The 26,228-nt window shown below is 44.0% G+C and carries 24 protein-coding genes; 12 read left to right on the top strand and 12 right to left on the bottom strand.

Annotation, left to right across the window (positions count from 1 at the left end; genetic code table 11):
• Positions 1-31: 31 nt before the first annotated feature.
• Both secG and tpiA read right to left on the bottom strand, forming a co-directional pair.
• The gene (gene secG, locus FD716_RS16395; RefSeq protein ID WP_139853300.1) at positions 32-427 is read right to left on the bottom strand and encodes a preprotein translocase subunit SecG; all 396 of its coding nucleotides are present in this window, start codon (positions 425-427) and stop codon (positions 32-34) included.
• A gap of 10 nt (positions 428-437) precedes the next feature.
• Positions 438-1,232, bottom strand: a complete 795-nt coding sequence (gene tpiA / locus FD716_RS16400; RefSeq protein WP_139853301.1) for a triose-phosphate isomerase — start codon at positions 1,230-1,232, stop codon at positions 438-440.
• Between the two features lie 359 nt (positions 1,233-1,591).
• On the opposite strand from tpiA, the gene pilB reads away from it, so the two are divergent.
• Genes pilB through coaE form a run of 4 tightly spaced genes read left to right on the top strand, consistent with a single transcriptional unit; the run spans position 1,592 to position 5,995 of the window.
• Entirely contained in the window at positions 1,592-3,226 is a 1,635-nt protein-coding gene (gene pilB, locus FD716_RS16405) for a type IV-A pilus assembly ATPase PilB (protein WP_407641939.1), read from the top strand.
• 31 nt (positions 3,227-3,257) lie between these two features.
• Entirely contained in the window at positions 3,258-4,484 is a 1,227-nt protein-coding gene (locus FD716_RS16410; RefSeq protein WP_139853303.1) for a type II secretion system F family protein, read from the top strand.
• A complete protein-coding gene (locus tag FD716_RS16415) occupies positions 4,484-5,344 on the top strand; it encodes a prepilin peptidase (RefSeq protein WP_139853304.1) in 861 nt (286 codons plus the stop codon). The genes FD716_RS16410 and FD716_RS16415 overlap by 1 nt, the downstream gene beginning before the upstream one ends.
• A gap of 42 nt (positions 5,345-5,386) precedes the next feature.
• Positions 5,387-5,995, top strand: coding sequence for a dephospho-CoA kinase (coaE, locus tag FD716_RS16420; RefSeq protein WP_139853305.1), 609 nt, complete (start codon positions 5,387-5,389; stop codon positions 5,993-5,995).
• Positions 5,996-6,041: 46 nt separating this feature from the next.
• Here coaE and FD716_RS16425 read toward each other — a convergent pair whose 3' ends face one another.
• The 4 genes from FD716_RS16425 to ppnP all read right to left on the bottom strand — a co-directional run bounded on the left by FD716_RS16425 (position 6,042) and on the right by ppnP (position 9,162).
• Positions 6,042-6,683, bottom strand: coding sequence for a DUF4240 domain-containing protein (locus tag FD716_RS16425; RefSeq protein WP_139853306.1), 642 nt, complete (start codon positions 6,681-6,683; stop codon positions 6,042-6,044).
• Positions 6,684-6,901: 218 nt separating this feature from the next.
• Positions 6,902-7,846, bottom strand: a complete 945-nt coding sequence (locus tag FD716_RS16430) for a DMT family transporter (protein ID WP_139853307.1) — start codon at positions 7,844-7,846, stop codon at positions 6,902-6,904.
• Positions 7,847-7,916: 70 nt separating this feature from the next.
• Entirely contained in the window at positions 7,917-8,669 is a 753-nt protein-coding gene (gene rlmB, locus FD716_RS16435; RefSeq protein ID WP_139853308.1) for a 23S rRNA (guanosine(2251)-2'-O)-methyltransferase RlmB, read from the bottom strand.
• 169 nt (positions 8,670-8,838) lie between these two features.
• On the bottom strand, positions 8,839-9,162 hold the full coding sequence (gene ppnP, locus FD716_RS16440; protein ID WP_139853309.1) for a pyrimidine/purine nucleoside phosphorylase: 324 nt from the start codon (positions 9,160-9,162) through the stop codon (positions 8,839-8,841).
• A 393-nt stretch (positions 9,163-9,555) separates the two neighbouring features.
• Between ppnP and recN the strand changes: the two genes are divergently transcribed.
• The 4 genes from recN (at position 9,556) to FD716_RS16460 (ending at position 13,953) form a co-directional block, all read left to right on the top strand.
• A complete protein-coding gene (gene recN, locus FD716_RS16445; protein ID WP_139853310.1) occupies positions 9,556-11,211 on the top strand; it encodes a DNA repair protein RecN in 1,656 nt (551 codons plus the stop codon).
• A gap of 855 nt (positions 11,212-12,066) precedes the next feature.
• Complete coding sequence (locus FD716_RS16450) at positions 12,067-12,621, top strand: YqgE/AlgH family protein (RefSeq protein ID WP_139853311.1); 555 nt, start codon at positions 12,067-12,069, stop codon at positions 12,619-12,621.
• A gap of 73 nt (positions 12,622-12,694) precedes the next feature.
• Positions 12,695-13,108 (top strand): Holliday junction resolvase RuvX, encoded by a 414-nt coding sequence (ruvX, locus tag FD716_RS16455; RefSeq protein ID WP_228715017.1) that lies wholly within the window; start codon positions 12,695-12,697, stop codon positions 13,106-13,108.
• A gap of 131 nt (positions 13,109-13,239) precedes the next feature.
• Positions 13,240-13,953 carry an SDR family NAD(P)-dependent oxidoreductase gene (locus FD716_RS16460; protein ID WP_139853313.1) on the top strand — a complete coding sequence of 238 codons (714 nt, stop codon included), beginning with the start codon at positions 13,240-13,242 and terminating at the stop codon, positions 13,951-13,953.
• A gap of 178 nt (positions 13,954-14,131) precedes the next feature.
• Here the strand turns inward: FD716_RS16460 and FD716_RS16465 are convergent, their stop codons facing one another.
• Genes FD716_RS16465 through FD716_RS16475 form a run of 3 tightly spaced genes read right to left on the bottom strand, consistent with a single transcriptional unit; the run spans position 14,132 to position 17,498 of the window.
• Positions 14,132-15,136, bottom strand: a complete 1,005-nt coding sequence (locus FD716_RS16465; protein ID WP_139853314.1) for an HlyD family secretion protein — start codon at positions 15,134-15,136, stop codon at positions 14,132-14,134.
• A gap of 57 nt (positions 15,137-15,193) precedes the next feature.
• Positions 15,194-15,400 (bottom strand): DUF1656 domain-containing protein, encoded by a 207-nt coding sequence (locus FD716_RS16470; RefSeq protein ID WP_139853315.1) that lies wholly within the window; start codon positions 15,398-15,400, stop codon positions 15,194-15,196.
• On the bottom strand, positions 15,393-17,498 hold the full coding sequence (locus FD716_RS16475; RefSeq protein ID WP_139853316.1) for an FUSC family protein: 2,106 nt from the start codon (positions 17,496-17,498) through the stop codon (positions 15,393-15,395). Before FD716_RS16475 ends, FD716_RS16470 begins: the two co-directional genes overlap by 8 nt.
• A gap of 412 nt (positions 17,499-17,910) precedes the next feature.
• Between FD716_RS16475 and FD716_RS16480 the strand changes: the two genes are divergently transcribed.
• Entirely contained in the window at positions 17,911-18,711 is an 801-nt protein-coding gene (locus tag FD716_RS16480) for an IclR family transcriptional regulator (protein ID WP_139853317.1), read from the top strand.
• 267 nt (positions 18,712-18,978) lie between these two features.
• On the opposite strand, the gene pgsA is transcribed toward FD716_RS16480, so the two are convergent.
• The 3 genes from pgsA to uvrC form a co-directional block, all read right to left on the bottom strand.
• Positions 18,979-19,566 carry a CDP-diacylglycerol--glycerol-3-phosphate 3-phosphatidyltransferase gene (gene pgsA, locus FD716_RS16485; protein ID WP_139853318.1) on the bottom strand — a complete coding sequence of 196 codons (588 nt, stop codon included), beginning with the start codon at positions 19,564-19,566 and terminating at the stop codon, positions 18,979-18,981.
• Between the two features lie 82 nt (positions 19,567-19,648).
• Positions 19,649-20,443 (bottom strand): thioesterase family protein, encoded by a 795-nt coding sequence (locus FD716_RS16490; protein WP_139853319.1) that lies wholly within the window; start codon positions 20,441-20,443, stop codon positions 19,649-19,651.
• Between the two features lie 202 nt (positions 20,444-20,645).
• A complete protein-coding gene (gene uvrC, locus FD716_RS16495) occupies positions 20,646-22,445 on the bottom strand; it encodes an excinuclease ABC subunit UvrC (RefSeq protein WP_139853320.1) in 1,800 nt (599 codons plus the stop codon).
• A 250-nt stretch (positions 22,446-22,695) separates the two neighbouring features.
• Here uvrC and FD716_RS16500 point away from each other — a divergent pair, with 250 nt between their 5' ends.
• The 3 genes from FD716_RS16500 to FD716_RS16510 all read left to right on the top strand — a co-directional run bounded on the left by FD716_RS16500 (position 22,696) and on the right by FD716_RS16510 (position 26,136).
• Positions 22,696-23,700, top strand: coding sequence for an AraC family transcriptional regulator (locus tag FD716_RS16500; RefSeq protein ID WP_139853321.1), 1,005 nt, complete (start codon positions 22,696-22,698; stop codon positions 23,698-23,700).
• Positions 23,701-23,843: 143 nt separating this feature from the next.
• Entirely contained in the window at positions 23,844-25,025 is a 1,182-nt protein-coding gene (locus FD716_RS16505) for a serine hydrolase domain-containing protein (RefSeq protein WP_139853322.1), read from the top strand.
• A 181-nt stretch (positions 25,026-25,206) separates the two neighbouring features.
• Positions 25,207-26,136, top strand: coding sequence for a transporter (locus tag FD716_RS16510; RefSeq protein ID WP_139853323.1), 930 nt, complete (start codon positions 25,207-25,209; stop codon positions 26,134-26,136).
• Positions 26,137-26,228: the final 92 nt, after the last annotated feature.

Here is a 26,228-nt window from a genome sequence, read left to right on the forward strand (position 1 = left end):
TTCATTTCTAAATTGAAAGCAAAATCTACATTTATTCTGCGCTTTTCGGTGCAGTTGGTGAAGTTTCAGACGTTTTTGCTGCAGCAGGTGCAGTTTGTTCTGTTTGCGCTGCTGGCGCAGGCATGCTTTGCAATGGTGCAACTGGTTCTGCTGGCTCTGTGGTTACAGTTTCAATAATAAAACCGTCATCTACAGTGTGCTTTTTCGCGAGTACGGCCAGACTTAAACTGGTGATAAAGAACAAAGCCGTCAAAATCGCAGTCACGCGAGTCAAGAAGTTTGCGGAACCTGAAGCACCAAATACCGTTGCTGCGCCGCCACCACCAAATGATGCACCTGCATCAGCACCTTTACCGTGCTGAACCAGAATCAAGACAATCATTAAGACGGCTAAAATAATATGGATCACGAGAACAAAAGTTGGCATACGGAACTCCTTATTTTTTTACTTGAGCAAAAGCTTGAGCAATTTGATAAAAAGACTCAGCGTTTAAAGCAGCACCCCCCACAAGGGCACCATTAATATCCGGACATGCCGCCAATGCTTCAGCATTTTCAGCTTTAACACTGCCGCCATAGAGAATTGCCATTGTCTCACCATGTGGTGTGAGTTGTTTTAGGCCTGAACGAATGTTTGCATGCATGGCTTGGGCATCTGCTGGGGAAGCTGTTTTTCCAGTACCAATCGCCCAGATTGGTTCGTAAGCAACAATCACTTTCGTCCATTGTGCATTACTGACCACATTGGCCAAATCACAAATTTGTTGCAGTACCACCTGTTCAGCCTGACCGCTTTCACGCTGTTCAAGACTTTCACCGACACAATAAATAATGCTCAAGTCTGCCTTGAGTGCATTTTTTACTTTTTCAGTAATAATTTGAACATTATCACCAAACAATTCACGGCGTTCAGAATGCCCAATCAAGACATGCTCAATACCACTGTCTTTGAGTAGCTCTGCGCTGACCTCACCCGTATAAGCACCCGTTCCCGCAACGCGAGATAAATCTTGTGCCACAGTCAACACGTCCACCGCAGCGTCTTTCAATTGTTGCTGCACAGGCAATAATGCAATTGCCGTTGGTGCAACCGCAATACGACATTGCTGCGCTGAAATAGGTGCTGCTTGCAAATATTGTTTTAATGATTGAATGAGTTGTTGTGAATCAGATTGCATTGGGTTCATTTTCCAATTACCGACAACCCAAGGAGTAATAGCCGAACCCGACATACATCTAGCCTTTTATCGAAAATGCGCCCATTCTACACGTAAATTTAATTTTGTAGAATTCTTTCATCTCTAAAGCTGCTTTTTTATAAAAACAACTCAGAATCAAAGCCCTTGCCAAAGTGGCAATAGTTCAAAGATCACGATACAAATACAACGAGCAACACGCTTCATCGCAGAGAAATGTAGGATAAATATTTTCCCATCTAGCAATCGCCATTGCTGAGCCTTTAAATTAGAGGTTTTCAAATCTTCATCACCACAGCACAGGCATAGCACAGATGTCTTTATCTCAGAACTTACCTAAGTTTTCTGGATTCATTCGACGTTTGGTCGACGAAAACTTCTTGTCCGCCACGCAAATGCAACTCGCATTACAGCAGGCCCAACAATCGAAAATCAGTATCGTTGCCTATTTGGTGGAGCAACTGAATATTGCCCCACTGCATATTGCCGAAAATATCGCACTGGAATTTAGTGAGGTGCTCTTTGATTTAGATGCGTATAACCCTGAGTTTTTCCCGAAGAACCTGATTAGTGATCAGCTGCTACATCAACATTTGGTCCTCCCACTGATGCAACGTGGCAAAGTTCTCGCATTAGCTACCAGTGATCCCACCGACATTGCTGCACTCGATGCCATTCGTTTCAGCAGCAACCTCACCATTGAACCCATCATTGTCGAATACGACAAACTTTGCCGCCTCATCCATCAGTACCACCCCATCAACAGTGGCCTTCGCTTTGGCCAAGAAGAATTAAAACAAATTGAAGCACTTCCTGAAGAGATCCAAGCCGTTGAAGAAAAAGTTGCGGTGAAGCCCGAAGAAGAAGCACCAATTGTAAGATATATCAATAAATTACTGATGGAGGCGATTCGTTTAGGTGCTTCAGATCTACATTTTGAACCCTATGAGCGTAGCTATAGAGTGCGCTATCGAATTGATGGCATTTTAAGGGAAATTGCTCATCCGCCTATTCAATTGGCCACTCGCATCGCAGCATGTTTAAAAGTGATGTCACAAATGGATATTTCCGAAAAACGCCTGCCCCAAGATGGCCGCATCCAACTGAAACTGTCAAAAAGTCAGTCAATTGATTTTCGGGTCAATGCCCTCCCCACCTTATTTGGCGAAAAAATTGTGATGCGAATCTTAGATGCATCTAGTGCTTATTTGGGCATTGATGTACTGGGTTATGAGGAGGAACAAAAGCAACTGTTCTTACAAGCATTAAATAAACCACAAGGCATGCTGCTGATTACTGGTCCAACCGGATCCGGTAAAACCGTGTCGCTGTATACCGGCTTAAATATTTTAAATACTGAAAGTGCCAACATTTCAACCGCAGAAGATCCAGTCGAAATCAACTTAGAAGGCATTAACCAAGTCAACGTCAATGCCAAAGTCGGCCTTAACTTTTCCGTCGCCTTAAAGTCTTTTTTACGCCAAGACCCTGACATCATTATGGTGGGGGAAATACGAGATTTGGAAACGGCTGAAATTGCAATCAAAGCCGCACAAACCGGACATATGGTGATGTCGACCCTGCATACCAACAGTGCAGCTGAAACTTTAAGTCGTTTAAGGAATATGGGGGTCTCTTCTTTTAATATCGCCACCTCGGTTAATTTGGTGATTGCGCAACGTCTAGCACGGCGACTGTGCAAACGCTGCAAAACGCCATTTGATGTCCCTTCACAAAGCTTACTTGAGATGGGCTTCACACCACACGATTTGGCACAACCTGACTTTACAATATTCCAGCCAATCGGTTGTCCAGATTGCCATGAGGGCTATAAAGGGCGGGTTGGTATTTACGAGGTCTTAAAAATTACCCCCGAAATTTCAAAAATCATTATGCAAGATGGCAATGCCATCCAAATTGCAGAAGCCGCAGAACGATCTGGTTTTCATAACCTACGTCGTATGGGCCTCAACAAAGTCATCCAAGGCCTTACTTCATTACAAGAAATTAATCGCATTACCAGCGAATAATTAGACTTACTGGCACAGGATAATCAACATCATGACCACCAAAAAAAAACCACCTGTTCCGACCTTTAGTTATGAGGGAACTGATCAAAAGGGCAATATTATAAAAGGCGACCTATCCGTTCGCAGCATGGCACTGGCTAAGATCACCTTAAGAAAACAAGGTGTTAATATAAAAAGTATTCGAGAGAAACGGCATAATCCGCTCCAAGCCATGTTCAAACGCAGAATATCTCATCTCGATATCACCATTTTCACTCGGCAATTGGCCACCATGATCAAAGCTGGTGTACCTTTGGTACAGGGCTTAGAAATTGTTGCCGAAGGCCTAGACAATAAAAATATGCGTGAAATCGTCAATGGCATCAAAAGCAAAATTGAAAGTGGTAGCACCTTTGCTGCAGCCTTGCGGCAATACCCAATGCAGTTCGATCATTTGTTTTGTTCATTGATTGAATCAGGTGAACAGTCTGGCGCATTAGAAATCATGCTCGATCGTGTCGCCATCTACAAAGAAAAAAGTGAAGTTCTCAAGTCCAAAATTAGAAAAGCCATGATCTACCCGATTGCTATCGTTGTCGTTGCACTGGGCGTAACCATTGTGTTGATGATTAAAGTGGTACCTATCTTTAGTGATTTATTTAAATCCTTTGGAGCCGAATTGCCTGCTTTCACCCAAGTGGTGATTAACATGTCAACCTGGACACAGCAATATTGGTGGATGTTGATTGGCGGCATTGTGGGTATTTTTATTGGTTTGAAACAACTGATACGCCGCAGCCTCGCCTTCCGTGACTTTTTAGATTTACTGGTCTTAAGACTGCCTATTTTCGGTAGCTTGGTATATAAATCAATTATTGCGCGTTATAGTCGAACACTGGCCACCACCTTTGCCGCAGGTGTGCCATTAATTGATGCACTTGAATTCACCGCTGCTGCAACAAATAATGCGGTTTATCATAAAGCTGTCTTAAAAATCCGCGATGATATTGCGACAGGCCAACAACTACAATATGCGATGCGTAGTTCACAACGATTTCCATCCATGGTGATTCAAATGGTCGCCATTGGTGAAGAAGCGGGTGCCCTAGACGCGATGCTCGAAAAAGTTGCCACGCATTACGAAGTTGAAGTCGACAATGCGGTCGATACACTCACTGCCTTGATGGAACCACTCATTATGGTGGTACTCGGTGCTTTGATCGCGGGCTTAGTGGTTGCCATGTATTTACCAATCTTTCAAATGGGTTCTGTCGTCTAATGCAAGCAATGATCCAATTTTTTATCCAAACACCAACTGCACTGTATTGGTTTGTCGCAATCTTAAGCTTATGTATTGGTAGCTTTTTAAATGTGGTTATTTTAAGAACCGTTGCCATCATGCAGCAAGAATGGCAACAAGAGTGTCAACTGCTCTTACACCCAGACACCACAATCAATGCACAACAGCGACTCAGCCTCAGTCAGCCTGCCTCGCATTGTCCCAAATGCAATACGCCCATTCGCTGGTATCACAACATTCCAATTTTAAGTTGGTTGCTGCTGCGTGGAAAATGCCATAGCTGTCAAGCTGCAATTTCGATTCGCTATCCTTTGATTGAGCTATTCACCATGCTCTGCTCACTTTGCGTGGTCGCGGTGTTTGGCCCAACCCTACAAATGCTTGCAGGGTTATTTTTCACTTGGATGCTGATCACCCTGACGTTTATTGATTTTGATAGTCAACTGCTGCCAGATCGCTTCACCCTGATTTTGGCTGCCGTTGGTTTAGCCATCAACACCGAAAACCTATTCACCACACCAAGCCTTGCTATTTGGGGCTATGTCATCGGTTTTCTCTCACTTTGGGTGGTTTACTATGCCTTCAAATTAATTACGGGCAAGGAAGGTATGGGCTATGGCGATTTCAAATTATTGGCTGCGCTGGGTGCTTGGCTCGGCCCATTGATGCTGCCCTTGGTCATCTTGCTTTCTTCGGTGCTCGGTGTAATTATTGGGATTATTTTGCTGAAGATTCGCAAAGAAAACCAAGCGTTTGCATTTGGCCCATATATTGCGATTGCGGGTTGGATTGCACTGCTTTGGGGAGCACCCATCATGAAACTGTACTTGGGTGTTTAATCTTTGCAGATCCATTCAATTTTCATCCCCTAAGGAAACAGTATGACCTTTATTCTCGGCTTAACAGGTGGCATTGGTAGCGGTAAATCGGCAGCAAGTCACTGGTTTGAAACACAGGGCATTAGCGTGGTTGATGCAGATGTGGTGGCACGAGAAGTGGTCAGCAAAGGGCAAGTTGCGCTGACCCAAATTCAGCAGCGCTTTGGTGATTGGGTGATGCTAGACAATGGTGAATTGGACCGCCGCGCACTGCGTGATTTGATTTTCAAAGATTCAACCGCACGGCATGATTTGGAGCAGATTACCCATCCTGCGATTCGCAATGCCATTATCCAGCAACTGGCCGCAGCGCAAAGCCCTTATGTAATCTTGGTTTCACCGCTGTTATTTGAAACCGAACAGCACCAATTAACCCAACGAACATTACTGATTGATGCAACAGAAGCCTTGCAAGTACAACGTGCCAGCCAACGCGACCAACAAAATATTGAACAAATACATCGCATCATTGCCTCACAAATGTCACGTGAGCAGAAACAACAACAGGCCGATGACATTGTGCTCAATGATGGTGAACTCACCCATCTCTATGCACATCTTGCCCCGTTACATCAGCATTATTTGACACTCGCTCGTGCAAAGTGCCCTTAAGCTACGCTCTGATCAGGCAGCTCCGCTGCCCTGTTCGATTTTTGGATTATGAAACCCGTAGTTCGCAGATTTCTTCGACCAAGCGTGGATAGGTTTTGTGTAAGGCATTGCCTGCATAGATGTCACGCTGCATTTCGTAGTCCCCACCATCATAATCATTTTCTGGGTATTGCTCGCCGACAGCATCACGAACCTCGGCTTCATCTTCATTGTCATGCGCGATGCTATAGGCCTCATCTGTGACATAAAGTAAGCCTTCTGCCCAACAGTTACCAATATCAAAGCTATATTTACCACTGACAAAGTTTTGAATATCGCTTTGAATGTCGTCAAAAAATTCTTTGCCTTTCAGAATCAACCAACAACGGAAATAGATAAAACCATCGTCAGATACATAGACATCGAAGTTATAACCCGCTTCATCTTTGCTAAATTCACACTCCATAATAATTGAAAGTTCTGCAATCTCTGCGGTGTAAAGCTGAGCCAATTTTTGTTGTAAAACCCGTTCAAAAGAGATCAATTGGTTTTTTTCAAATTGAGCGAGATATTTCACTAAGTTTTCTAAATGCTCATCAATATCGTACGCATCCCAGCTCGCTTGTTTTTTGCTATTGCTCACATCAATGGCTTGCCAGAACATCTGTTCTTCTTGGCTCGATATTGGTTTTTTTTCGGCGATAGACATGCTGTGCTCCTGATAAATGAAGTATTTATAGATATTGCTATGAATAGCCTGATCTTAACTTGATTAAGATTCATTCGGCCAGCACCTCATCGACTTCAACGACATAGCATGTCGTATGACTTTCAGCATTAAAAGTTAGTCTCATGCCCCTGCTTTGCACGGGAACACCAAAGTGATTCGGATGCTTATGAATCGTCTGAATGCGCTGGCTCTACGAGCTAGCGTTGAGGTGGATTTTTCGCTTGGTTCTGTTTATTTTGTTTATAAAGCGCTTTTTCTAAACTGTCTTTACGACCTATCCAGCGCCACGGTTGTAACGCGCCAATCACCATGCCAATTAGTCCACAGGCAACGGCTGGGCTTAACGGCTCATTGAGTAAGGGCACGGCAATCACGGCGGCAATAAAAGGTGCCAGTGTCGCAATACTTCCGGCCTTAAAAGCGCCCAAGCGTTTTACCGCTTCCACATAGGTTAGCGTTGCCAGAATCACCACAAAAATACCGTGAAATAAGGTTTGCATGATGAGATGAATGGGTTGCGCCTGATCAATATTGTGCGGCAAAAACAACAGGTATATCGGCACATAAACCAATGTTGACCAAATCACCACCCCAGCCATGGTATGCCAAGCGGTGAGCTTCCACTGTTTAAGTAAAACGCTAAAGATCCCCCAGCAGACTGCGCCCGAAAAAAACAGCAAGTCACCAATACCAAAGGCAACGCCTGTGCTGCGGTACATCAAAAAACTCATGCTGATAATGGCGGTGAGCATAATCACAACGCTCAACCACGTGTCTTTGGTAAAAGGTTCACGCAATAAGAGATAGGCGGCCACTGCAGTACATAACGGTAAAAACCCGCTAAGAAAAATTGCAGCATGTGCCGTTGGGGCAAAATAGAAACCACTGTAAACCGAGAGGCAATAACCAACACCCCCCACCATCGCCAAAATAAAGGGTTGTTTACGCCATAAAAAAGCCGTGTCTTTTTTATAAATCAACACGGGCATCAAAATACAAAATGCAAGACCAAAGCGCAGCGCCACGATATCCCATGCACCGATATGCCATAGCGTATTGAGCCGGGCAGTAATGGTAAAACCACCCCAAATCAACATGGTAATCAAGACACAAATATAACCGATCGAACGGGAACTGAGCATGTGGTCCTCAATCTACAGCCGTGGCACCACGCAGCAATTCACGTTGTGCACACTTAAGCGCTTAGTAAGCTTAGTGACTGTCTTGGCGTTGACGGGTTGCTTCATATAAAGCCATTCCGGTTGCCACACTCACATTTAAACTTTGCAGATTGCCTGACATTGGAATAAATACCGTGTAGTCACATTGCGATTGGGTAATCGGGCGTAGACCCGTATCTTCTGCACCCATCACCAACACCAAACCACCAGTCAAATCACATTGATGAATTGGTAAAGCTTTTTCATCTAACATGGTGCCAACCACACGGACGTTATAGGTCTCTTTAATATGACCCAAAGTACGTGCCAAGTTGGTGACTTGAATAAATTTCACTTTTTCAGCGCCACCCGCAGCGACTTTACGTGCTGTTGGAGTCATGCCTGCCGCACGGTCGCGTGGAACAATCACAGCAGCCACGCCCATGGCAGCAGCCGTACGTACACAAGCACCCAAGTTATGCGGATCGGTAATATGATCTAAGCCCAACAGCAAGGCATTTGGATCGTTTTTGAGTAATTGATCGAGATCATTTTCATTCAGGACAGGATGTGGACGTACCGCAGCCACCACGCCTTGATGAAAGGGTTGCCCTGCCAACTTTTCCAAGCTGTCACGACTGGCCTGCTGCACACTCACACCAAAGGGTTCAGCCAATTGTAAGATACGCTTTAAACGCTGATCATCACGGCCTTTTAAGGTGAACAAAGTCAATACGCGTTCAGGCTCTAGCTCCAATAATGACTCTACAGAGTGAACGCCATAATAATATTCTGCTTTCGCCATGAACGACCTCAACTCGATTATATCGATAGTAAAAAAGAAAAATCCTGCAAAGCCAACTTTACAGGATGATGTCAGACTGCGCATTTTACCCGATTTAGCCACACAATTCTTAAAAGATCGCGATTAAAATAATCGGCAGGCAGTACCAGACGGCATAGGGTATTGTGACTTAGCCTTCTAAGTGGCAAACATAATCAAGCACATCATCTGTTTCAATTTTAAAGGTACTGTTGCCAGGCACATAGAACGACTGTCCTGCACGGAACAATTCATGTTCTTCGTTATCGGCAATGGTGACACGACATTCACCAGAAATAATTTCCATACGTTCAGGTACATGCGTTGCAAAAGTCAGTGCTTGTTCAGTTGGAAGAATGACCCCTAAGGTTTTCTTTGTCCCATCTTCAAACTGTACCGTATGACTGACACATAACCCGCCAAAATAGACATTTGATTTTTTTACTACTGAAACATGGTCAAATTGTGATGACATGCGTATTCTCCAGATAATGCGCACTTATTAAAACTAATGATTGAGCACGTTTAATCGCACCCAAACAACGAATCAATCGATTTATTATTTATGTTTCTATCATCAATAAGCGCTCGATCAAGTGAATTCTACCACTTTAGCCAAGCAAGCCTAAATGAATAAGGCATTATAAAATCGAACAAAATAAATTATACATGAGCTTAAACCAACACACGCAGCATATTTAAGTAAAATGACAACTTGATTAATCTACAGCAGTGGGCTTTTTTATCAACTTGGAATTAGACTATAATTTATCGCATTCAATATTAAAATTTTTCATTACTTGTAGCAAAAACAAAACTTGATTATGTTACTTCAATCTACTTCTGTTTTCTCAGCTCGGAAGCGTTTATGCTGACACACTTAAATCTGATTAACTTTGCGCTTGCTGACAACCTCGCGATTGATATCGAAAAAGGTTTTAACGTCCTGACCGGGGAAACAGGTGCCGGCAAATCGCTACTGCTTGATGCACTCTCCGCCTGCTTAGGCGAACGCACCGATACCAATTATGTGCGCTATGGCGCAGAGAAAGCCGACATCACTGCCGTCTTTAGTTATCAAGACGCAAGTCCTGAAGCAGAATGGTTAAGCACACATGAACTTGATGACGATTCAGGCGAAATTCATTTACGCCGCGTGATTTTTGCCACAGGTCGCAGTAAGGCCTGGATCAATGGTCGACCAAGCAGCCTATCCGAGCTTAAAGAAATTGCGCGATTATTGGTGCAACTTTATAGCCAACACAGCCAACAACAATTACTCGAACCGCCTTATCCTAAACATTGGCTTGATCGCTACCACAATTTTGCCGCACCAGTACAGGCATTGCGCCACGCCTATCACCATTGGCAAAAAACCATTCGTGATCATCAAGCGGCCATAGATGCACAAGCCAATCGCCAGCAACGTATTGAAACCCTTGGTTTACAACTGGAAGAACTCGAAGAAATTATTGCCATCGATTATAAAGAAATCGAGCAAGAATTTGATCGCCTCAGCCATCATGAAAATATCATGCAAGACTGTAGCGTAAGCTTAAATGTACTGGATGAAGCGGAATCTAATCTTACCCAAGAATTATCTTCAATTATTCGACGTTTAGAGTCGCATGCTGGGCGCAGTACACAACTCACTGAAATTTTTAATTCTTTAACCAATGCACAAAGCGAACTTGATGATGCCACGGCAAATCTACGCCAGTTCATTGATCGACAAAGTTTTGATCCTGAGCGTATGGAACAACTCAATACTCAACTTGAGGTATTTCATCGTTTGGCACGTAAATATCGCAGCCAACCCGAAGCGCTACACAGCCAGCATCAACAATGGCAACAGGAATTAGAACAACTCCATCAGCTTGAAGACCCTGAAGCTTTGGCAGAACAAGTAGAACAAAGTCAGCAAGCATTTATGACTCAAGCAGAAGCGGTTGATCAAATGCGTCGCGAAGCCGCAGCGCCACTGGCAACGCAATTGACGGAACAAGTCAAAAAACTAGCCCTCCCTGAAGCACATTTCGAATTTAAATTTGAACCCTTAGAACAACCCAGCGCTGAGGGTTTAAGCTTTATCCAATTGCTCTTTACTGCCAACAAAGGTATTCCGGCACAACCCTTGGCCCGTGTGGCTTCTGGGGGTGAGTTATCGCGAATTGCCTTGGTGATGCAAGTGATGAATGCTGAAAAGACCGAAGCGGAAGTCTTGGTCTTTGATGAAATTGATGTCGGCATCAGTGGTGGTACTGCCGAGATTGTTGGTCGCTTATTGGCAGGCTTGGGCCAGCACGTGCAAATCTTGTGTATTACCCATCAAGCCCAAGTCGCCGCGCAGTCTGACCAACATCTGTTGGTCAAAAAACTACAGACCGATCCTGCCAGTAGCACCATCTTGGAACTAGAAGAAGCGCAACGTATTTTAGAATTGGCTCGCATGACCGGCGGTGTTGAAATTAATGACACCACCTTGCAACACGCCAAGCAATTGAGACAGCTTAAGTTTCAATAGACCCAGCCGTTTCCCCTCTCCTTTTTAAGGAGAGGTATCTACAGATCTTTTGATATGCTGTTTACCATCCAAAGAAATCCCTCCCAACCTCAATGCTAGTCAGTTAAGGGCTTTTGTGGTTTAAAAGCACCCTCTTCCCAGCCTTCTCCCAAAGGGAGAAGGGGCTTTTCAGACATAATTAATCAATCAAAAATAGCTGTATTTGTCTTAACTGACTGGCATTACTCCCAACCTCCCTTTGTTAAAGGAAGGAGCGTTGTATATCAAATTCAGTATGATATTTAATGGAAGTTCCCCTCTTTTTCAAAGATGAGCCATATATGGCGCAAGGGGGAGATTTAGTATTTTTGATATTCAATGAAATTTGCATTCAGCCCTAAATTCCGAATCTAAACAGGACTTAAATACCTTGTATTAAGCTCGAATAGATTACATATTTCGACTAAATACATTGCTTAAATATTTGTGTAGATACCTATGCCCACGGGAGAGGGAGTACAACACCAAATTGAAGCATTGCAAATAATTGATATAAGCATCATTTCCCCTCTCTTTTTTAAGGAGAGGCTGGGAGAGGTTCTGTGTTCCCCTCTCCTTTTTAAGGAGAGGTCGGGAAAGGTTTATGATCAACACGACTTGGTCGATTCAAATTCATTTGGTTTCCATCTCAATTTATGCTACTTTTTTTAGCTGTTTATTTATTCTTCTGACTGCCCCAGCGTCAACTTTGAAAATAGAACAATATTCATTACTACGCCTTCATAAAACTAAAAATTTAAGTTATGGTAAATTTAAACCAATTATCACCGTATACTTTTCGATTCAATGCACGCTATTTTCAGGAGACATCCTTAGGTGACTAAACTATATCAAACACATCGTTGCCTTATCGCCCCACTGAATATGGCTGATGATTTCTTTGCCAATACCGTAATTTATCTTGCGCGACACGACGAAGACGGTGCACAAGGTATTATTATTAATCGTCCTTCTGGTTTACAAATAAAAGAATTACTCAACGATTTGGATATCGAAGCAGACAATGTCAATCCGCACGAAGTGCTCGAAGGTGGACCACTACGTCCAGAAGCTGGTTTTGTCTTGCATACGGGTCAACCGACTTGGCACTCGTCTATTGCGGTGGGTGAAAACCTGTGTATTACCACCAGTAAAGATATTTTAGATGCAATTGCCCACAACCAAGGGGTTGGACGCTATCAAATTGCTTTGGGTTATGCCAGTTGGACCAAAAACCAACTTGAAGCTGAGATTTCACGCGGTGATTGGCTGATTTGCGATTCAGATATGGATTTAATTTTTAATCTGCCTTATGACGATCGTTGGGATGCCGCCAATCGTAAAATTGGGGTCGATCCCGTTTGGCTTGCATCGGAGATTGGTCATGCCTGAACATGCGAATGACCAAGCGACAGTGACTGAAACCAAAGCGCCCGCCACGCAGAGTTCTGATGCACAACTGATTATGGCCTTTGACTTTGGCACCCAAAAAATGGGCATTGCTGTTGGCTCACGCATTATTGAAAGTGCAACGCCCTTGAGCTTATTTCCAATGAAAGATGGCATTCCCAACTGGGATGAATTGTTGCTGATTCTCAAGCAGCATCAACCGGGTTTATTGTTGGTGGGTTTACCCTTAAATATGGATGAAACAGAATCCGATCTTTCTGCACGCGCACGCAAGTTCGCGAGACGTTTACGCCATCAATGTCATATTGAAACCTTAATGGTCGATGAGCGTCTCACCACGCGTGAAGCACGTGAGGAACTTGATCATTATCAATCGCAAGGACGAGGCAAAAAACTCAATGCCGATAGTCTGGCTGCAGGTTTACTGATTCAAAGTTGGTACCGTAATCCACAAGGCTTGCGACCTTAAATCCCTCCGCAGCGATATTATTCAATTTTCTCAATCTATTAAAATCTTGAAGTTGCTGCTTAAAACAGTGACTTCAGCCGCCTCTTTTCATTATCAATACGCTAAATCAGATTCAGCGACGGAGCTGTGTTATGTCTAAAACATTTGTGGTCTATGGTGTGAGTAAGGGACTTGGGCAGGCCATAATTCAAGCCTTACCGACTGACCAAGATCACATCTATGGTATTTCACGCTCTGAGCCGAACTGCACACATGAGCATTTTCATTGGATCGCAGCCGATTTATCCAAACCTGAACAATCTCGTGATCAAGTCAAAGCCATCCTACAAAATGAAAAAGTAGACTATTTGATTTATAACGTGGGTATCTGGGAAGCATTGGCCTTTGACTCGGCTTATGATTTTCAGCAATGCTCAGATTTTGAGATTGCCAGCATGTTACAGACCAATGTGCATGCTTGCTTATTGGCCATTCAATCCTTAATTGAAAATCTTAAAAAGTCAGACAATGCCAAAATTATTTTGATTGGCTCAACTTGGGGCTTGGACAACCACAAAGGCAAAGAAGTGGTGTTCTCTACCACCAAACATGCCTTACGCGGGATGGTACAAGCACTGCGTGAAAATCTCCGTGAAGATCGCATTGGAGTCAGTATCGTCAATTTAGGTTATTTGGCGACTGAATTTAGCTTAGACACGCCGGTTGATACGGTGATTCAACAAACACTATCTGAATTAATTCCCTTACAAGACGTGATGTTGGCATTGAAATTTATTTTGTCGACCAGTGCTGCAAGCTGCGTCAAAGAAATCAATATGCCGGCAATGGCAGATGACAATGTTTAAAGCGACGGATCTGTAGAACGGGGAAAACCGCACATGACGTAAAAAAACGTTATTGATTTAAATCTCGAAATTATAAAATCTCAGCGAACCCTCACCATCCCATATAACAGGAACGGCATGCGTTGTTATATGGGACTGTTAATCACCGATTGGTCTATCCAAGACGGTGTATCTGCTCCTATTTCTTTTCAATAATGTGTACGGTTGCGGTACGTCCTGCGACAAAGGCCAATTCATTGTGTGGCACTTCATCTAAAACAATCTTCACCGGTACACGCTGTGCCAAACGCACCCAACTGAAAGTCGGATTCACGTTGGCCAATAAGCCCGATGAAGTACTGCGCTCACGGTCTTCAATACCCGATGCGATACCTTGGACATGACCTTTGATTTTGCTTGAATCGCCCATCAACTGTACTGTGGCTGCATCTCCAATATGAATCCGATTGAGTTTGGTTTCTTCGAAATAGCCCACCACATATAACTGTTTACGATCGAGTAAGGCTGCAACACTCTGCCCCACTTTGACATAGGTCCCGACCCGTAAATCGAAATTGGATAAGGTCCCATCTGCGGGTGCCACCACTTCAGCACGATGCATATTCAGCTCGGCCAAATGTAAATTGCTATTCGCCACTTCAATCAAGGCATGTTGCTGTTTAATATTGGCTTGTGCCTGCACAATTGCCGCTTGTAACTGTTGATGCTCAGCATGCGTCTGATCACGCACAGCCAACACCTGATCGCGCTCTTGCTTCGAAATCGCACCATCCATCAAACTGTTATAACGACTGGCATTTTTATCTGCCAAATTGAGATTGGCCTGTGATTTCACCAGATTGGCTTGTGCCTGTGCCAAACCTGCTTCTGCGGCTGCCAAACTCGAATTGGCCTTGGCCAAATCCGAACGGGCTTGTTCAACTTCAATCTCTTGCCGTGCAAGATCGATTTTAAACAGCACCTGACCTTTTTTAATCTGTTGATTGTCTTGCACCAAAACTTCGGTAACCAAACCAGAAACATCGGAGGACACTTGAATGACATCACCACGTACCCGGCCATCCCGTGTCCAAGGCGATGCATTATAGTAATTCCATAAATGCACAATGCTATAAATTGCAATGATCACCACCAGCAACAAGATCACAGGCCGTATCATTTTTTTCAAATCTAATTGTTTCATCTCATTTACCTAAGCCATCTGGTTGATGTCGATCAAGTTGATCCCACGCAGTCAAGTTCAAATGCCCAATCCTATAAAAATTTGGTGTACGCCCAACAACAACATCAGGTAGAAACACAAGTTGAAAATATTGGGGAAAATAATCCAGCCCTGTAAAATCAGCCGATTAATCAAAGGGCTCAGTAATTTGAAAATCACATAAGCAAGCAGTGCCTGAATCAGCAAGGTTGGGATATAAATATCGTAAAAATTAAACTCACCCATGTATGGCTTCCCCATGTGAAGCATGCTGATCTTGCAGTTGTCGCAAGTCGAAATGGCAGAGGCTGTATTCAATATTGTTTAGTGAAATCAACAACCGTTGCTGTAGCATTGGATCTTCCACATGGTGGGCAGCATGCTGCAATTGGCTTAACTGCTGCTGTAATTGATGTTGCAGCTTGGCATCGGCCAGCACGTTCGCTTCCTTCACGAGAAAAAATTGATCAAGTTGTTGCTGTAAGTCTTGGGTGAGCTGCTGAATTGGGCTATCTGGGGGTAACAGCAACATCAATTCACGTAAACGCGCCAAATCAACGATGGCACTGGACTCGGTCAAGGCCTCACGAATTGTTTGTTGCAGTGCTGTCGATTGCACCAGCTTGGTATTTAATACGCCAATACGGTCAAACATACTGCGTAAATGGACTTTAAATGCAGCCGCATAAGGTAAATCTAGCGCCAATCTCACTGCACGATAATGCAATGCCAAAATTCGACTGGCACTGGTATCTGGTGACATGGCACGCACCATATGAATCACAATCAGCGATACCAACACCCCCATGATCATGCCAAAAGAACTGTCCAAATAAGACACAGCATCCATGCTATAACGATTATGCAAATTCAATCCCATCATGGTGTTAATACCCAAAACCATTCCGATCGGCATCAAGCTTTGACTGGTCATCATTGAGACTGCAACCAAAACCAATGGCAACAACACCAAGGCCAATTGCCAAAATGCGGTCACATGCGGGAATACTCCAAAAGCATAAACAAACACCAAAACAGCAGAGAGCACACTGCCCCAAATAAAAATTTTCAAAACAGGAACTGGATTATCCAATGCCGTCAAAATACAGGCCGTTACCGCTCCAATTTGCGCCATCATAAAACCAGCTTTCCAACCTGAGACAATCCAGATTCCTGTCACAATAAAGGTAATGAACACCGCGCTGATACCACCACGGACTGCCACGCCATAATCGCGATGCAAGCTTGGATAATGGGTGGTCATGGCGGTAATTTGTGCAGGCATCTCTTTATTGCCACGCTGAATCCGCTGCCAAATATAGGTCACTGCCAAAACATTACTAATAAAATGCCGCATATCCATTTTGATCGCAGCCAGTAACATCCGCTGCTGTGATGATGCCTTAGCCGCCAATTGCTCGAAAAACGATTCAAAATCAGGCGGTAACTTTAGGATGTCTTCATCATCGCGATCTCGTTGCTGCTGTAAAAACTCAATCACATGTGCTGCCATTTGTTGTAACAACACAGATTGTTGTGTATGCGAAGCAGGCAGTTCATTGAACTGTTTGAGCCGTTGCGACAAGCCCACCAGATTGGCCACCACCAATGACAACTGATGCAGCATTTCCTGCAAGGCCTTGGTCATGCCTTTTAGCTCGCCTTTTTCATAAGTTAAATGTACGGCAAGCGCATGAATGTCGGTGCTGTCACGGGTCAGTGCCGCTAAAATAAGTTGGCTATTTTTTTCGGGTGCAGGGCTAAATAAATCGATAAACAACAGTTCAGTATCGCGAAGTGCTTGGCTCACACGCTGTTTAATGACAGAACCAATATGCACAGGGAAAATCGTCGCGGAGACCACAGCACTGGCGATTACCCCAATCGAGATCTCCATGACCCGAGCAATCGCAATATCAAAAATACTGTACTGATCAATCAAGGTGACAGCGTTATACACGATCATGGCGGTGGTATAGCCTGCCAACATAAAGACATAACTGCGTGGGGTTCGATCCAGCAAAGAAACATACAAGGCAAAGCCAACCCACAGCGACAGGATGATCGTAAATAACCACGGCGTATTGATCAGTTGCGGTGTTAGGATCAATGCAATCAACGCCCCAGCAGCCGTTCCAATCAAGCGATAAATACATTTTGATGAAACCATACCCGAATACGGACTGGCAATAATCAGTACCGTACCGATGGACCACATGGGATTAATCAGATCCAGTTCAAAGGAAACAAATAACGCCAGCATGGCCGCCACAAAGGTTTTGGCTGCAAAAACCAATGCCATTTTTGAAGGTCTAAAGCTGAAGATTTGTTGAATTAAACTCATGCTAAACGCCACATTGTTCTAAATAACCTGAAATATCCGATATCACACCGATGTAAATCGAAACCTAAACCGACATTGCTGAGCTTTAAGCAAAAACCCGATGTAAAGACAGTAGAAAAAATATGCCTGCTCAAAAGCAAGGCCACTTAATAAATGGTGATGGAGTTCAAATTTAAGGACGCGATTCAATCCATCAGATTATCACGAAGCGATAAACTCACAGAAAGATAGTGATGCTGGCGATTTTTTCAAAAAAAACTATTTTAGTCAATAAAAATATCTTAATTTGATAATACTGGCTATTTTATTGGTTTTATCTAAATCCATTTAAATCTATAGGTTATCGCTTGATTTTTTGCTATAAAATACTAAGAAATTTTATTTCATCTTTTATTCAATCCATAGGCAATGCATGGCTCTTTCTAGTTTTGGCAAAATTCTCACTGTGTTGGACTTATTTTCCGTGTCACGCCCAGTGATTAATGTCGATCTCATCTGTGCAGAATTGGGACTGTCCAAACCCACCAGTTATCGCTATCTCAAAGAACTTGTTTCTGCTGATATATTACAGCGTCTGAGCGGTACCTCTGGTGACTATACCCTCGGTCCTAAAATTGCGGTATTGGACTATATATCACGCACCACCGATCCATTGGTGCAAATTAGCACGCCCTTTATGAAAGAAATTGCAGAACGCACAGAGCTGTGCTGTTTGCTCACATTTTTAAATCGAGACTATTGCATCGATGTACATCATGAAGTGTTTAAAGACATGCAACTGTTTTCTTATGGTCGTGGCTGCCCACGTCCAGTCTTTATGGGTGCATCACCCAAAGTTATTATCGCCAATTTAAGTAAACAGAAGATTTTAGAATATTATCATCGCTATGCACCTCAACTCAGTGAACGAGAATTTGCACAAGATGAGGCTGCTTTTACCGCACAAATGAAGAAAATTAAAAAACAAGGCTATTGCTTGTCACATGGTGAGGTTGATCCGGAGGTCTGTGGCCTGTCTGTTCCCATTAAGTTTTCAAGCAAAGAAGCACCGCTGGCACTTACCGTGGTGGCCTCTCGAAATCGCTTTGATTTTATCAACCTCGATCGCTTGATTGAAATTTTAAAAGATCATGCAGCGCAAATTGAAAAACACTTCGCTGAGCTTTCAGAAAAGCATCAGTTGGTTGACTATCCGTATGTAGAAATGGACTGATCTCAAGATCATCCCAATCCGTTAAATCAACTGAATCAACCGAATCAATAAAAGCCCATGCGTCTTGCAGCGGCTTTTGGATTTTTCTCTTCAGTTCAGTTCACACAGCATCTGGCTAGACCCAAAGCTCCAGCATGTTCCACGTGAAAACAGGGCAATACTGAGCATGGATCTACAGCACTGTTAACGCAAAAGTGGCGCCCCTAAAATGCATTGACACCGTCGTAACGGTGTCAATTTTTACAGCTGCTTCTATTTAGATTTTACTTAAGGTTGCTTGAGATAAGGCCACGCGGCTTTTAAATAGCTAAACATCGACCATAATGTGAGGAATACAGCCATATACAACAAGCTATACGCCAACATATCCAGTGATTTCCAATTTAATAAAAACACCGTAATCGCGATCATTTGAAAGGCAGTTTTGTATTTACCAATATTAGAGACCGCCACACTGGTGCGTGCGCCAAGTTCTGCCATCCATTCCCTTAAGGCTGAAACGGTAATTTCTCGGGAAATAATCACAATCGCCGCAAAGGCCATTTCGATACTGGGATGCCATTGCACCAACACGATCAATGCCGCAGCGACCATTAATTTATCCGCGACAGGATCGAGGAAACGGCCAAATGCAGAGCTTTGATTTAACGTCCGCGCCAAATAACCATCAAACCAATCGGTTAATGCCGCAATAATAAAAATAGCGGTCAAAATAAGATGACGGGTCATTCCGCCTTCGTGACCACCCACCCCAATAGCAGGAGGCCAATATGCAACGATTAAAAATACTGGAATTAACGCGATACGCGCCAACGTCAAGATATTTGGGATATTCAGGATCCGACCTGTAGTCATAGACACCGCCAATTGGTCTCCTAACAACCGAGCTAGCTGGGGAAATTAAGGCTACTTTAAACGATTCACCTCGCACTGTCGACTAGGTAAACACAGTTACCGTCTGTCTAGAGAGTGCAATAAGACGATCATTTTTATCCCAAATATGGGCAGATTCAATTGCATACCCGTCTCCTGAGAAATCTGTGATTACTTGATATTTAAACCAATCACATAATTGATGTTGCAATGGATGTACAAAGCTCATCTGCCAAGTTAAGGAACTGGCTGGCGCAACGCAGTTCAACATTGGCAATACACCGGGTGGCCAGATATCCGTCAAAATCATAAAATCGGCCAGTGTCATTGCACGATCTGAATGCAAATGGGGATCAAAACGAAACCATCCTCCAAAATCAGGCACATTACTTCCAGTAAAAGGATAGTGACCTTCAGCCCAAGCCAATTGACATTGTTTAAAGCATTCTGGGGTCTTGGCATTCGATGGCATGATATTAAGCTGTTCAACGGCTGGATAATCTGGTGCGACTGCCTCATTGCAGACTTGCAGCTGTGACTCACGTCCTGTGCCAAAACTGGCGACTAAAATACTTTGTACGGCATCATCTTGCCACAAGCGCACTTCAATGCTGGTAACAGACTTGCCTTGCCGCAATACTTCTGCCGTAAGCTTAACTGCTGCAAATTGAATTGGTCCAACGAAAGTGATACTACAACTGAGTAAGGCCTTACGGCTGTCATTCACCACCGTTTGGGCTTTATGCATCATCATGCCAGCAGCGAGACCGCCATAAAGGGTACGGCCTTGTAGCCAACCCGTCGGGATATCCACCCATTGCTGTTGTTCAATCTGCTGTAACATCTGCAACAATGCCATGCTCACTCCTCGTTTAAATCACTGCTTTCCGTGCTTAAACCTATAGTGCATCATCAAAGCCAAGATGTGAATGCTCAGTGACTAGGGCGTCAATGATTGTTTTTGCAATGTTTTTTTGGGCTTAATTCAGATAGAGCCAGCCGCTTAGCACCTGATTCAACAGCCCCCCGTAGATGCAACAAAACCGCCAGCAAATTCGTGCTTATTCATGCAAAATTTTATAAATGGTGCGTGCCATGACTTTGCCCAACCCTGGCACCAGCGCCAAATCATTTTCAGCGGCTTTGAGTACGCCTTGAATCCCCCCAAAATGGGTAAGTAAATCACGGCGGCGCTTGGGTCCCAATCCGGGAATCGCTTCCAGCACGGAGCTACTGCGACGTTTATCGCGTTTGGCACGATGCTTGGTAATGGCGAAACGATGTGCTTCATCACGCACCTGTTGAATCAGGTGCAAAGCCTTATGATCTTCTGCCAATTGGATTTTACTGCCATCGGTAAAGTGTAAGGTTTCCAGACCCGGCTTACGCCCTTCACCTTTGGAGACACCGACCATAAAGGCATCCAGCTCAAGGGTTTGCATTACCTCCATCGCCATATGCAATTGCCCCTTGCCACCATCAATCAGCAGTAGGTCAGGCAACATATTTTTCTTATAACGACGGGTCAGCGCTTGACGCATTGCGGCATAGTCATCGCCCCCAGTAATGCCCTCAATAGCAAACTGACGATAATCGCGTTTACGCGCACCACCGCTATCAAATACCACACATGAGGCAATGGTCGCTTCACCCATGGTGTGCGAAATATCAAAACACTCAATCCGATCAATCGGACGATCAAGCACTTGCTCAAGTTGATGGAAACGTTCATTCAGTTCTAAGTGATTGGCTAGCTTACCTTTAATCGCATGCTCGACATTCATCTGTGCCAGCTCTAACCATTCTGCACGGGTCTCTCGCACTCGATGTTTGATTTGAATTTTCTTTTCAAACTGTTGCAATAGGGCTTGTTCAAGTTCGATACGATCTGGCAAATCGACATTGATGATCAACTCGACAGGCACTTCATCCGCGACTTGGAAATAGAAGTTGGCCATAAAGTCTGACAACATCTGACCTAAATCGTCATCCAACATATCGGGGAAATAAGCCTTGCCGCCCAGCATCTTGCCATTGCGCACATGCATAATTTGCACGCAAGTCACACCCGCCATATAGGCAATTGCCAGAATATCAGCCTCCCCCTTCACCCGATAAATCGCCTGCTGACCTTGCACATCACGCAAGAGCGCCATACGGTCTCGATAAAAAACTGCTTTTTCAAACTCAAGTGCTTCGGCTGCTGCTTCCATTTTCTGGATCAATTCTTGATTGAGTTCTTTGGTATCGCCACTGAGAAAGCGCAGCGAATTTTGCACATCTTCGTGATAGGCTTCGGGAGTGATTAAACCAACACATGGCGCAGAGCAGCGCTTGATTTGATGCTGCAAACACGGTCGCTTGCGCTGTGAGAAATAACTGTTTTCACACTGCCGTACTGTAAATAGTTTTTGTAATACCAATAGCGTGTCACGTGCATTGTAGGCACTGGGATAAGGCCCAAAGAATTTACCGGCTTGATGCTTGCCTTTGCCACGGCCACTGGCAATTCGTGGATAGGGTTTGTCTGCGGAAACAAAGATATAGACATAGGATTTATCATCACGCAGCATAATGTTATACGGCGGACGATGCAGCTTAATCAGATTTTGTTCGAGCAATAACGCTTCTGTTTCCGAGCGTACCACCAAACTTTCAATATCATAGATTCGAGCAACCAAGGCTTGTGTTTTGGGATGCTCAATGGTTTTGACAAAATAACTGGATACCCGGTTTTTTAAGTTTTTGGCTTTACCGACATACAGCAGCTCGCCCGCTTTACCCAGCATTTTATACACGCCGGGCAATTGGGTCATATTCGCCAATATCTTTTCAATGTTTTCCCGTGCGTTCTCGTTCACAACCGACCTATCTGATCAAATTTCATCGTATCCATGATGTGATGGTTGTCATGGTCTTTTCAAGCTGTAATCGCAATTTAATTGAATAATCAACCGCACTGAACCATGCTCTGATGGTCTCGGCCATGATCAAAAGTGGGGATCAGCACGGCTAAAAGAAGCCTATTGATCAAGCATATTCAATTCAGTCTCAAACCACAGTGTGATATTCTCCGCAAAATGGCTCAAATGATGACCAAGGATTGTGGTGATGCTTGAAAATTCTTTACTTTATAATGCCAAAGGCGAGCCTCTCGCTCAACCACATAAAAGCCGCTCTAAAGATTGGCCTGAAATCAAAGCATGGACTGATGAAGTCTATATGCCTTATACCGTGGCACCCACAGAAAAAGGCTTAAACCCGACAGCTTCAATGCATTCAGCACAAGTCGGCAGTATGATCGTCACCCGATTTAAATATGGTGTGCCAGTCCGTGTATTCGACTGGTCCCAAGAATCGGGCAATATAATTTTATTAACCACACTGCAAGGGAAAGGCGATCATGTGGTCAATAAAAACCACTCGGAAGTCACGCAAGTCGGTGAATCCTTTTTGGTCGACTGTAGTCAAACCGATGATTATGCCGTGCAATTTGTACCTGAGCATTTACAGCTCAACTTAACCATTCCACATCAGACCCTTGCCGATTTAATGCTGGCCAACTTTGGCCACGAAGCTCCACAGGCCTTATGGGAATTTAAAACCCGTTTTGGTGGGGTAAATTCAGCGTGGATGATTCTGCTGCAATATTTAAGTCAAAGTATTGCCGAAATTCCCAAAGCCCAGCTAACCCAAAAAGCGGGGGAACATTTACAACAAATGATTTGCCTGCATATTTTAAATGAATGGGCGATGCATGCCAAAATCAACCTCAATGAAAATACCCATATTGCCCCCAAATATATTCAACATGCCGAACAATATATGCAGACCTTTATTCGTAATAGTCCGACCTTGACCGAGGTTGCCAGTAGTATTGGTGTGAGTGTGCGAACTTTAAGTGCTGGCTTTAAAAAATACCGCAACAAAACCCCAGGCGCAATCATGCGAGATATGCGTTTAACTTTGGTTCGCCAAGAATTACGTGCAGCTCACCATCAACGTAATGTGGCCGAAATTGCCTATGCTTGTGGTTATTCCAACTTGGGGGAGTTTGCACGGCAATATAAATTAAAATATGGCGAATTACCGTCGCAAACCCTGAAACAGCTTTAATCGTTCAAACAAAATGCAAATAAATACCGAATTTCGACATTTTCTGCCGAAATCGAGTAGCTGTGTTATCTGCGAATTCCCTACATTAGCACTTTCATACAGGACCGGTATGAAGTGAATAATTGAGGAAAGGAATCGTCATTATGCAAACCCAGTTAAAGCAACAACTCGACGCAATCTTACAAAGTGCAGCACAACAAAACCGTGTTGCAGGCGTGGTCGCAGGACTGACCAACCAAGATCAAACCATTTATTTAAACCATGCTGGAAAGCGCGACTTGTCTAGCCAAGTCGACATGCGTGATGACAGTGTTTTTGCGATTTTCTCCACGACAAAAGCCATCACCACCACCCTTGCTTTACAGCAATATGAGAATGGCCTGTTAGACTTAGATGCACCAGCAAGATTATATCTCCCCGAAATTGCTGAACTCCAAGTTTTACAGGGCTTTGGCGCCCAAAACCAGCCGCTGTTCAGTGCAGCAAAAAATGAAATTACGACACGGATGTTGTTATTGCATACGGCTGGTTTGGGCTATGATTTTTTTAATGCCGATTATCTCAATCTCACGACACATCACGGTTATCCGAGTGTGATTTCTGCAACCAAGGCTGCTCTCAAAACGCCATTGCTCTTTGAGCCAGGCAGCCAGTGGCAATATGGTGCCAATATTGATTGGGCGGGTTTAGTCATCGAAGCCGTTGGCGGTAAACGCCTTGGCACCCTGATGCAAGAACAAATTTTCAATCCATTGGCCATGCATGACACCGCCTTTACGATGACACCGAGCATGCAACAGCGCCGGGTTTCCATGCATCACCGTCAAGCGGATGGCAGTTTAACCGCAGATGCCGATTTTATCTTGCCGCAAGATCCTGAAATTCATATGGGCGGGCACGGCTTATATTCAACCGTCGATGATTATCTTAAATTCATCCGCATGTGGTTAAACCGTGGCGCGGTCAATGGGCAGCAATTGCTCAAAGAAAGCACCATTGAATTGGCTTTGCACAATGGCTTAGGCAAAGTTGCCATGCAAAACTTGCCCGGCGTCATACCCGCACTTTCAAATGATGTGGTGCTTTACCCAGAAGCAAGCAAAGGTTGGACACTGGGCTTTATGGTCAACGAAGCGCAAACTGCAACGGGCCGTCCTGCGGGCAGCATTGGTTGGTGTGGCTTGGCCAATTTGTATTTTTGGATTGATATGAAAAATAATTTGGGTGGCTACTGGGCGACTCAGACCCTGCCATTCTTAGATCAACCCGGCTATGACTGCTTTTTACAATTTGAACAGGCTGTTAATCAAGGGCTAACTACATAAGTGCAGATTTGATTGATTTAAATCATTATTTTGCATTTCTAAGCAACCTAAATCCTACCTTTACTCAGGCACACTCAATATGACCGTTTTTTATACAAAAAAGCGGTCACTTCAGCCTTGACGCCATAAATACGGATTTTTCGTCAAGGCCACCTATCTCATCGTTCAAGGATTGAAACAGATGACCGTTATCAAAAGTAGTACTCAGATACATCTCAAAACCACCTTCAGATCCGCGCTAAAAGCCACGTTTAAAACGTGCTTAGTCATCAGTTCGGTCTATGCCCTCACCAGTCTATCCGCGCATGCGGTTGATCTCGATGCAGGCGATTACGATTATGCGCCAAGCGGAACCAATCTCGGCATTGTCTATTATCAACATGCCAACCGAGATGCGCTCTATAGCGGCAGCGATAAAGTCGCAGGAAAAAATGAGCTGACCTCCGATATTGCCATTGCACGTTATGTGCATTATATGGATTTTGCCGGTATACAAATCGCACCCCAGATTTTAATTCCCTTTGGTCGCCTAGATGCCGGCAAAGATATTGCTGAGATGGGTTCAAGCAGTGGTCTTGGTGACATTATCTTGGCCAATGCTTTTTTTCTGCACCACAATACTGAAAAGCAAAGTCAGTTTGGTATTACCCCCTATTTATATTTACCCACAGGAAAATATAAACGGGATGATGCGCTGAATATCGGTGAGAATCGTTTAAAACTCACCGTACAAGGCGCCTATACCACACGCATCACCCCGAAAATTGCATGGGATGTCGCAGGGGACTTTACCGTTTATGGTAAAAATGACGATGTCGCCGGTGGTGGTGATTTAAAACAAAATGTCGGCTATCAAATCCAAACCAATAGTCGTTATTTTTTAAATGATAAAGTCGATCTACGTGCTGGTATTTCATATAGTGATGCGGGGAAAACCAAACTCAATGGGGTTGAAACAGCCAGCACCACCCAAAGCAAGTTCTGGGTCGGAACAGCCTATTCACCCACTCCAACCATCAATCTGATTGCCACTTATGGTCGGGATATTGAGGTGGAAAATGGCTTTAAAGAAAACAACCGTATTAACCTTCGGATGCTCTACGCCTTTTAAGTCAATACAGCAGCTATTATCTCTTGCTTAAAAAAAGAAAGCGGCTGCATGATGCAGCCGTTTTCTCTATTAAAGAACGGATTAAAACCAAT

It is taken from the genome of Acinetobacter pullicarnis, from assembly GCF_006352475.1.
In the GTDB taxonomy this organism is placed as follows: domain Bacteria; phylum Pseudomonadota; class Gammaproteobacteria; order Pseudomonadales; family Moraxellaceae; genus Acinetobacter; species Acinetobacter pullicarnis.

What these genes read in the sequence shown, in the direction of transcription:
- ppnP (WP_139853309.1), bottom strand. Translation starts at nt 9,162, where the DNA reads ATGTCATCACAATTTGACCATGTTTCAGTAGTAAAAAAATCAAATGTC.
- FD716_RS16465 (WP_139853314.1), bottom strand. Translation starts at nt 15,136, where the DNA reads ATGAAACAATTAGATTTGAAAAAAATGATACGGCCTGTGATCTTGTTG.
- rlmB (WP_139853308.1), bottom strand. Translation starts at nt 8,669, where the DNA reads ATGGCGAAAGCAGAATATTATTATGGCGTTCACTCTGTAGAGTCATTA.
- FD716_RS16490 (WP_139853319.1), bottom strand. Translation starts at nt 20,443, where the DNA reads ATGGCATTGTTGCAGATGTTACAGCAGATTGAACAACAGCAATGGGTG.
- FD716_RS16430 (WP_139853307.1), bottom strand. Translation starts at nt 7,846, where the DNA reads ATGCTCAGTTCCCGTTCGATCGGTTATATTTGTGTCTTGATTACCATG.
- pilB (WP_407641939.1), top strand. Translation starts at nt 1,592, where the DNA reads ATGCAACTCGCATTACAGCAGGCCCAACAATCGAAAATCAGTATCGTT.
- secG (WP_139853300.1), bottom strand. Translation starts at nt 427, where the DNA reads ATGCCAACTTTTGTTCTCGTGATCCATATTATTTTAGCCGTCTTAATG.
- recN (WP_139853310.1), top strand. Translation starts at nt 9,556, where the DNA reads ATGCTGACACACTTAAATCTGATTAACTTTGCGCTTGCTGACAACCTC.
- FD716_RS16425 (WP_139853306.1), bottom strand. Translation starts at nt 6,683, where the DNA reads ATGTCTATCGCCGAAAAAAAACCAATATCGAGCCAAGAAGAACAGATG.
- FD716_RS16500 (WP_139853321.1), top strand. Translation starts at nt 22,696, where the DNA reads ATGCTTGAAAATTCTTTACTTTATAATGCCAAAGGCGAGCCTCTCGCT.
- pgsA (WP_139853318.1), bottom strand. Translation starts at nt 19,566, where the DNA reads ATGACTACAGGTCGGATCCTGAATATCCCAAATATCTTGACGTTGGCG.
- coaE (WP_139853305.1), top strand. Translation starts at nt 5,387, where the DNA reads ATGACCTTTATTCTCGGCTTAACAGGTGGCATTGGTAGCGGTAAATCG.
- FD716_RS16480 (WP_139853317.1), top strand. Translation starts at nt 17,911, where the DNA reads ATGGCTCTTTCTAGTTTTGGCAAAATTCTCACTGTGTTGGACTTATTT.
- FD716_RS16410 (WP_139853303.1), top strand. Translation starts at nt 3,258, where the DNA reads ATGACCACCAAAAAAAAACCACCTGTTCCGACCTTTAGTTATGAGGGA.
- FD716_RS16460 (WP_139853313.1), top strand. Translation starts at nt 13,240, where the DNA reads ATGTCTAAAACATTTGTGGTCTATGGTGTGAGTAAGGGACTTGGGCAG.
- tpiA (WP_139853301.1), bottom strand. Translation starts at nt 1,232, where the DNA reads ATGTCGGGTTCGGCTATTACTCCTTGGGTTGTCGGTAATTGGAAAATG.
- FD716_RS16415 (WP_139853304.1), top strand. Translation starts at nt 4,484, where the DNA reads ATGCAAGCAATGATCCAATTTTTTATCCAAACACCAACTGCACTGTAT.
- FD716_RS16475 (WP_139853316.1), bottom strand. Translation starts at nt 17,498, where the DNA reads ATGAGTTTAATTCAACAAATCTTCAGCTTTAGACCTTCAAAAATGGCA.
- FD716_RS16470 (WP_139853315.1), bottom strand. Translation starts at nt 15,400, where the DNA reads ATGGGTGAGTTTAATTTTTACGATATTTATATCCCAACCTTGCTGATT.
- FD716_RS16510 (WP_139853323.1), top strand. Translation starts at nt 25,207, where the DNA reads ATGACCGTTATCAAAAGTAGTACTCAGATACATCTCAAAACCACCTTC.
- ruvX (WP_228715017.1), top strand. Translation starts at nt 12,695, where the DNA reads ATGGCCTTTGACTTTGGCACCCAAAAAATGGGCATTGCTGTTGGCTCA.
- FD716_RS16505 (WP_139853322.1), top strand. Translation starts at nt 23,844, where the DNA reads ATGCAAACCCAGTTAAAGCAACAACTCGACGCAATCTTACAAAGTGCA.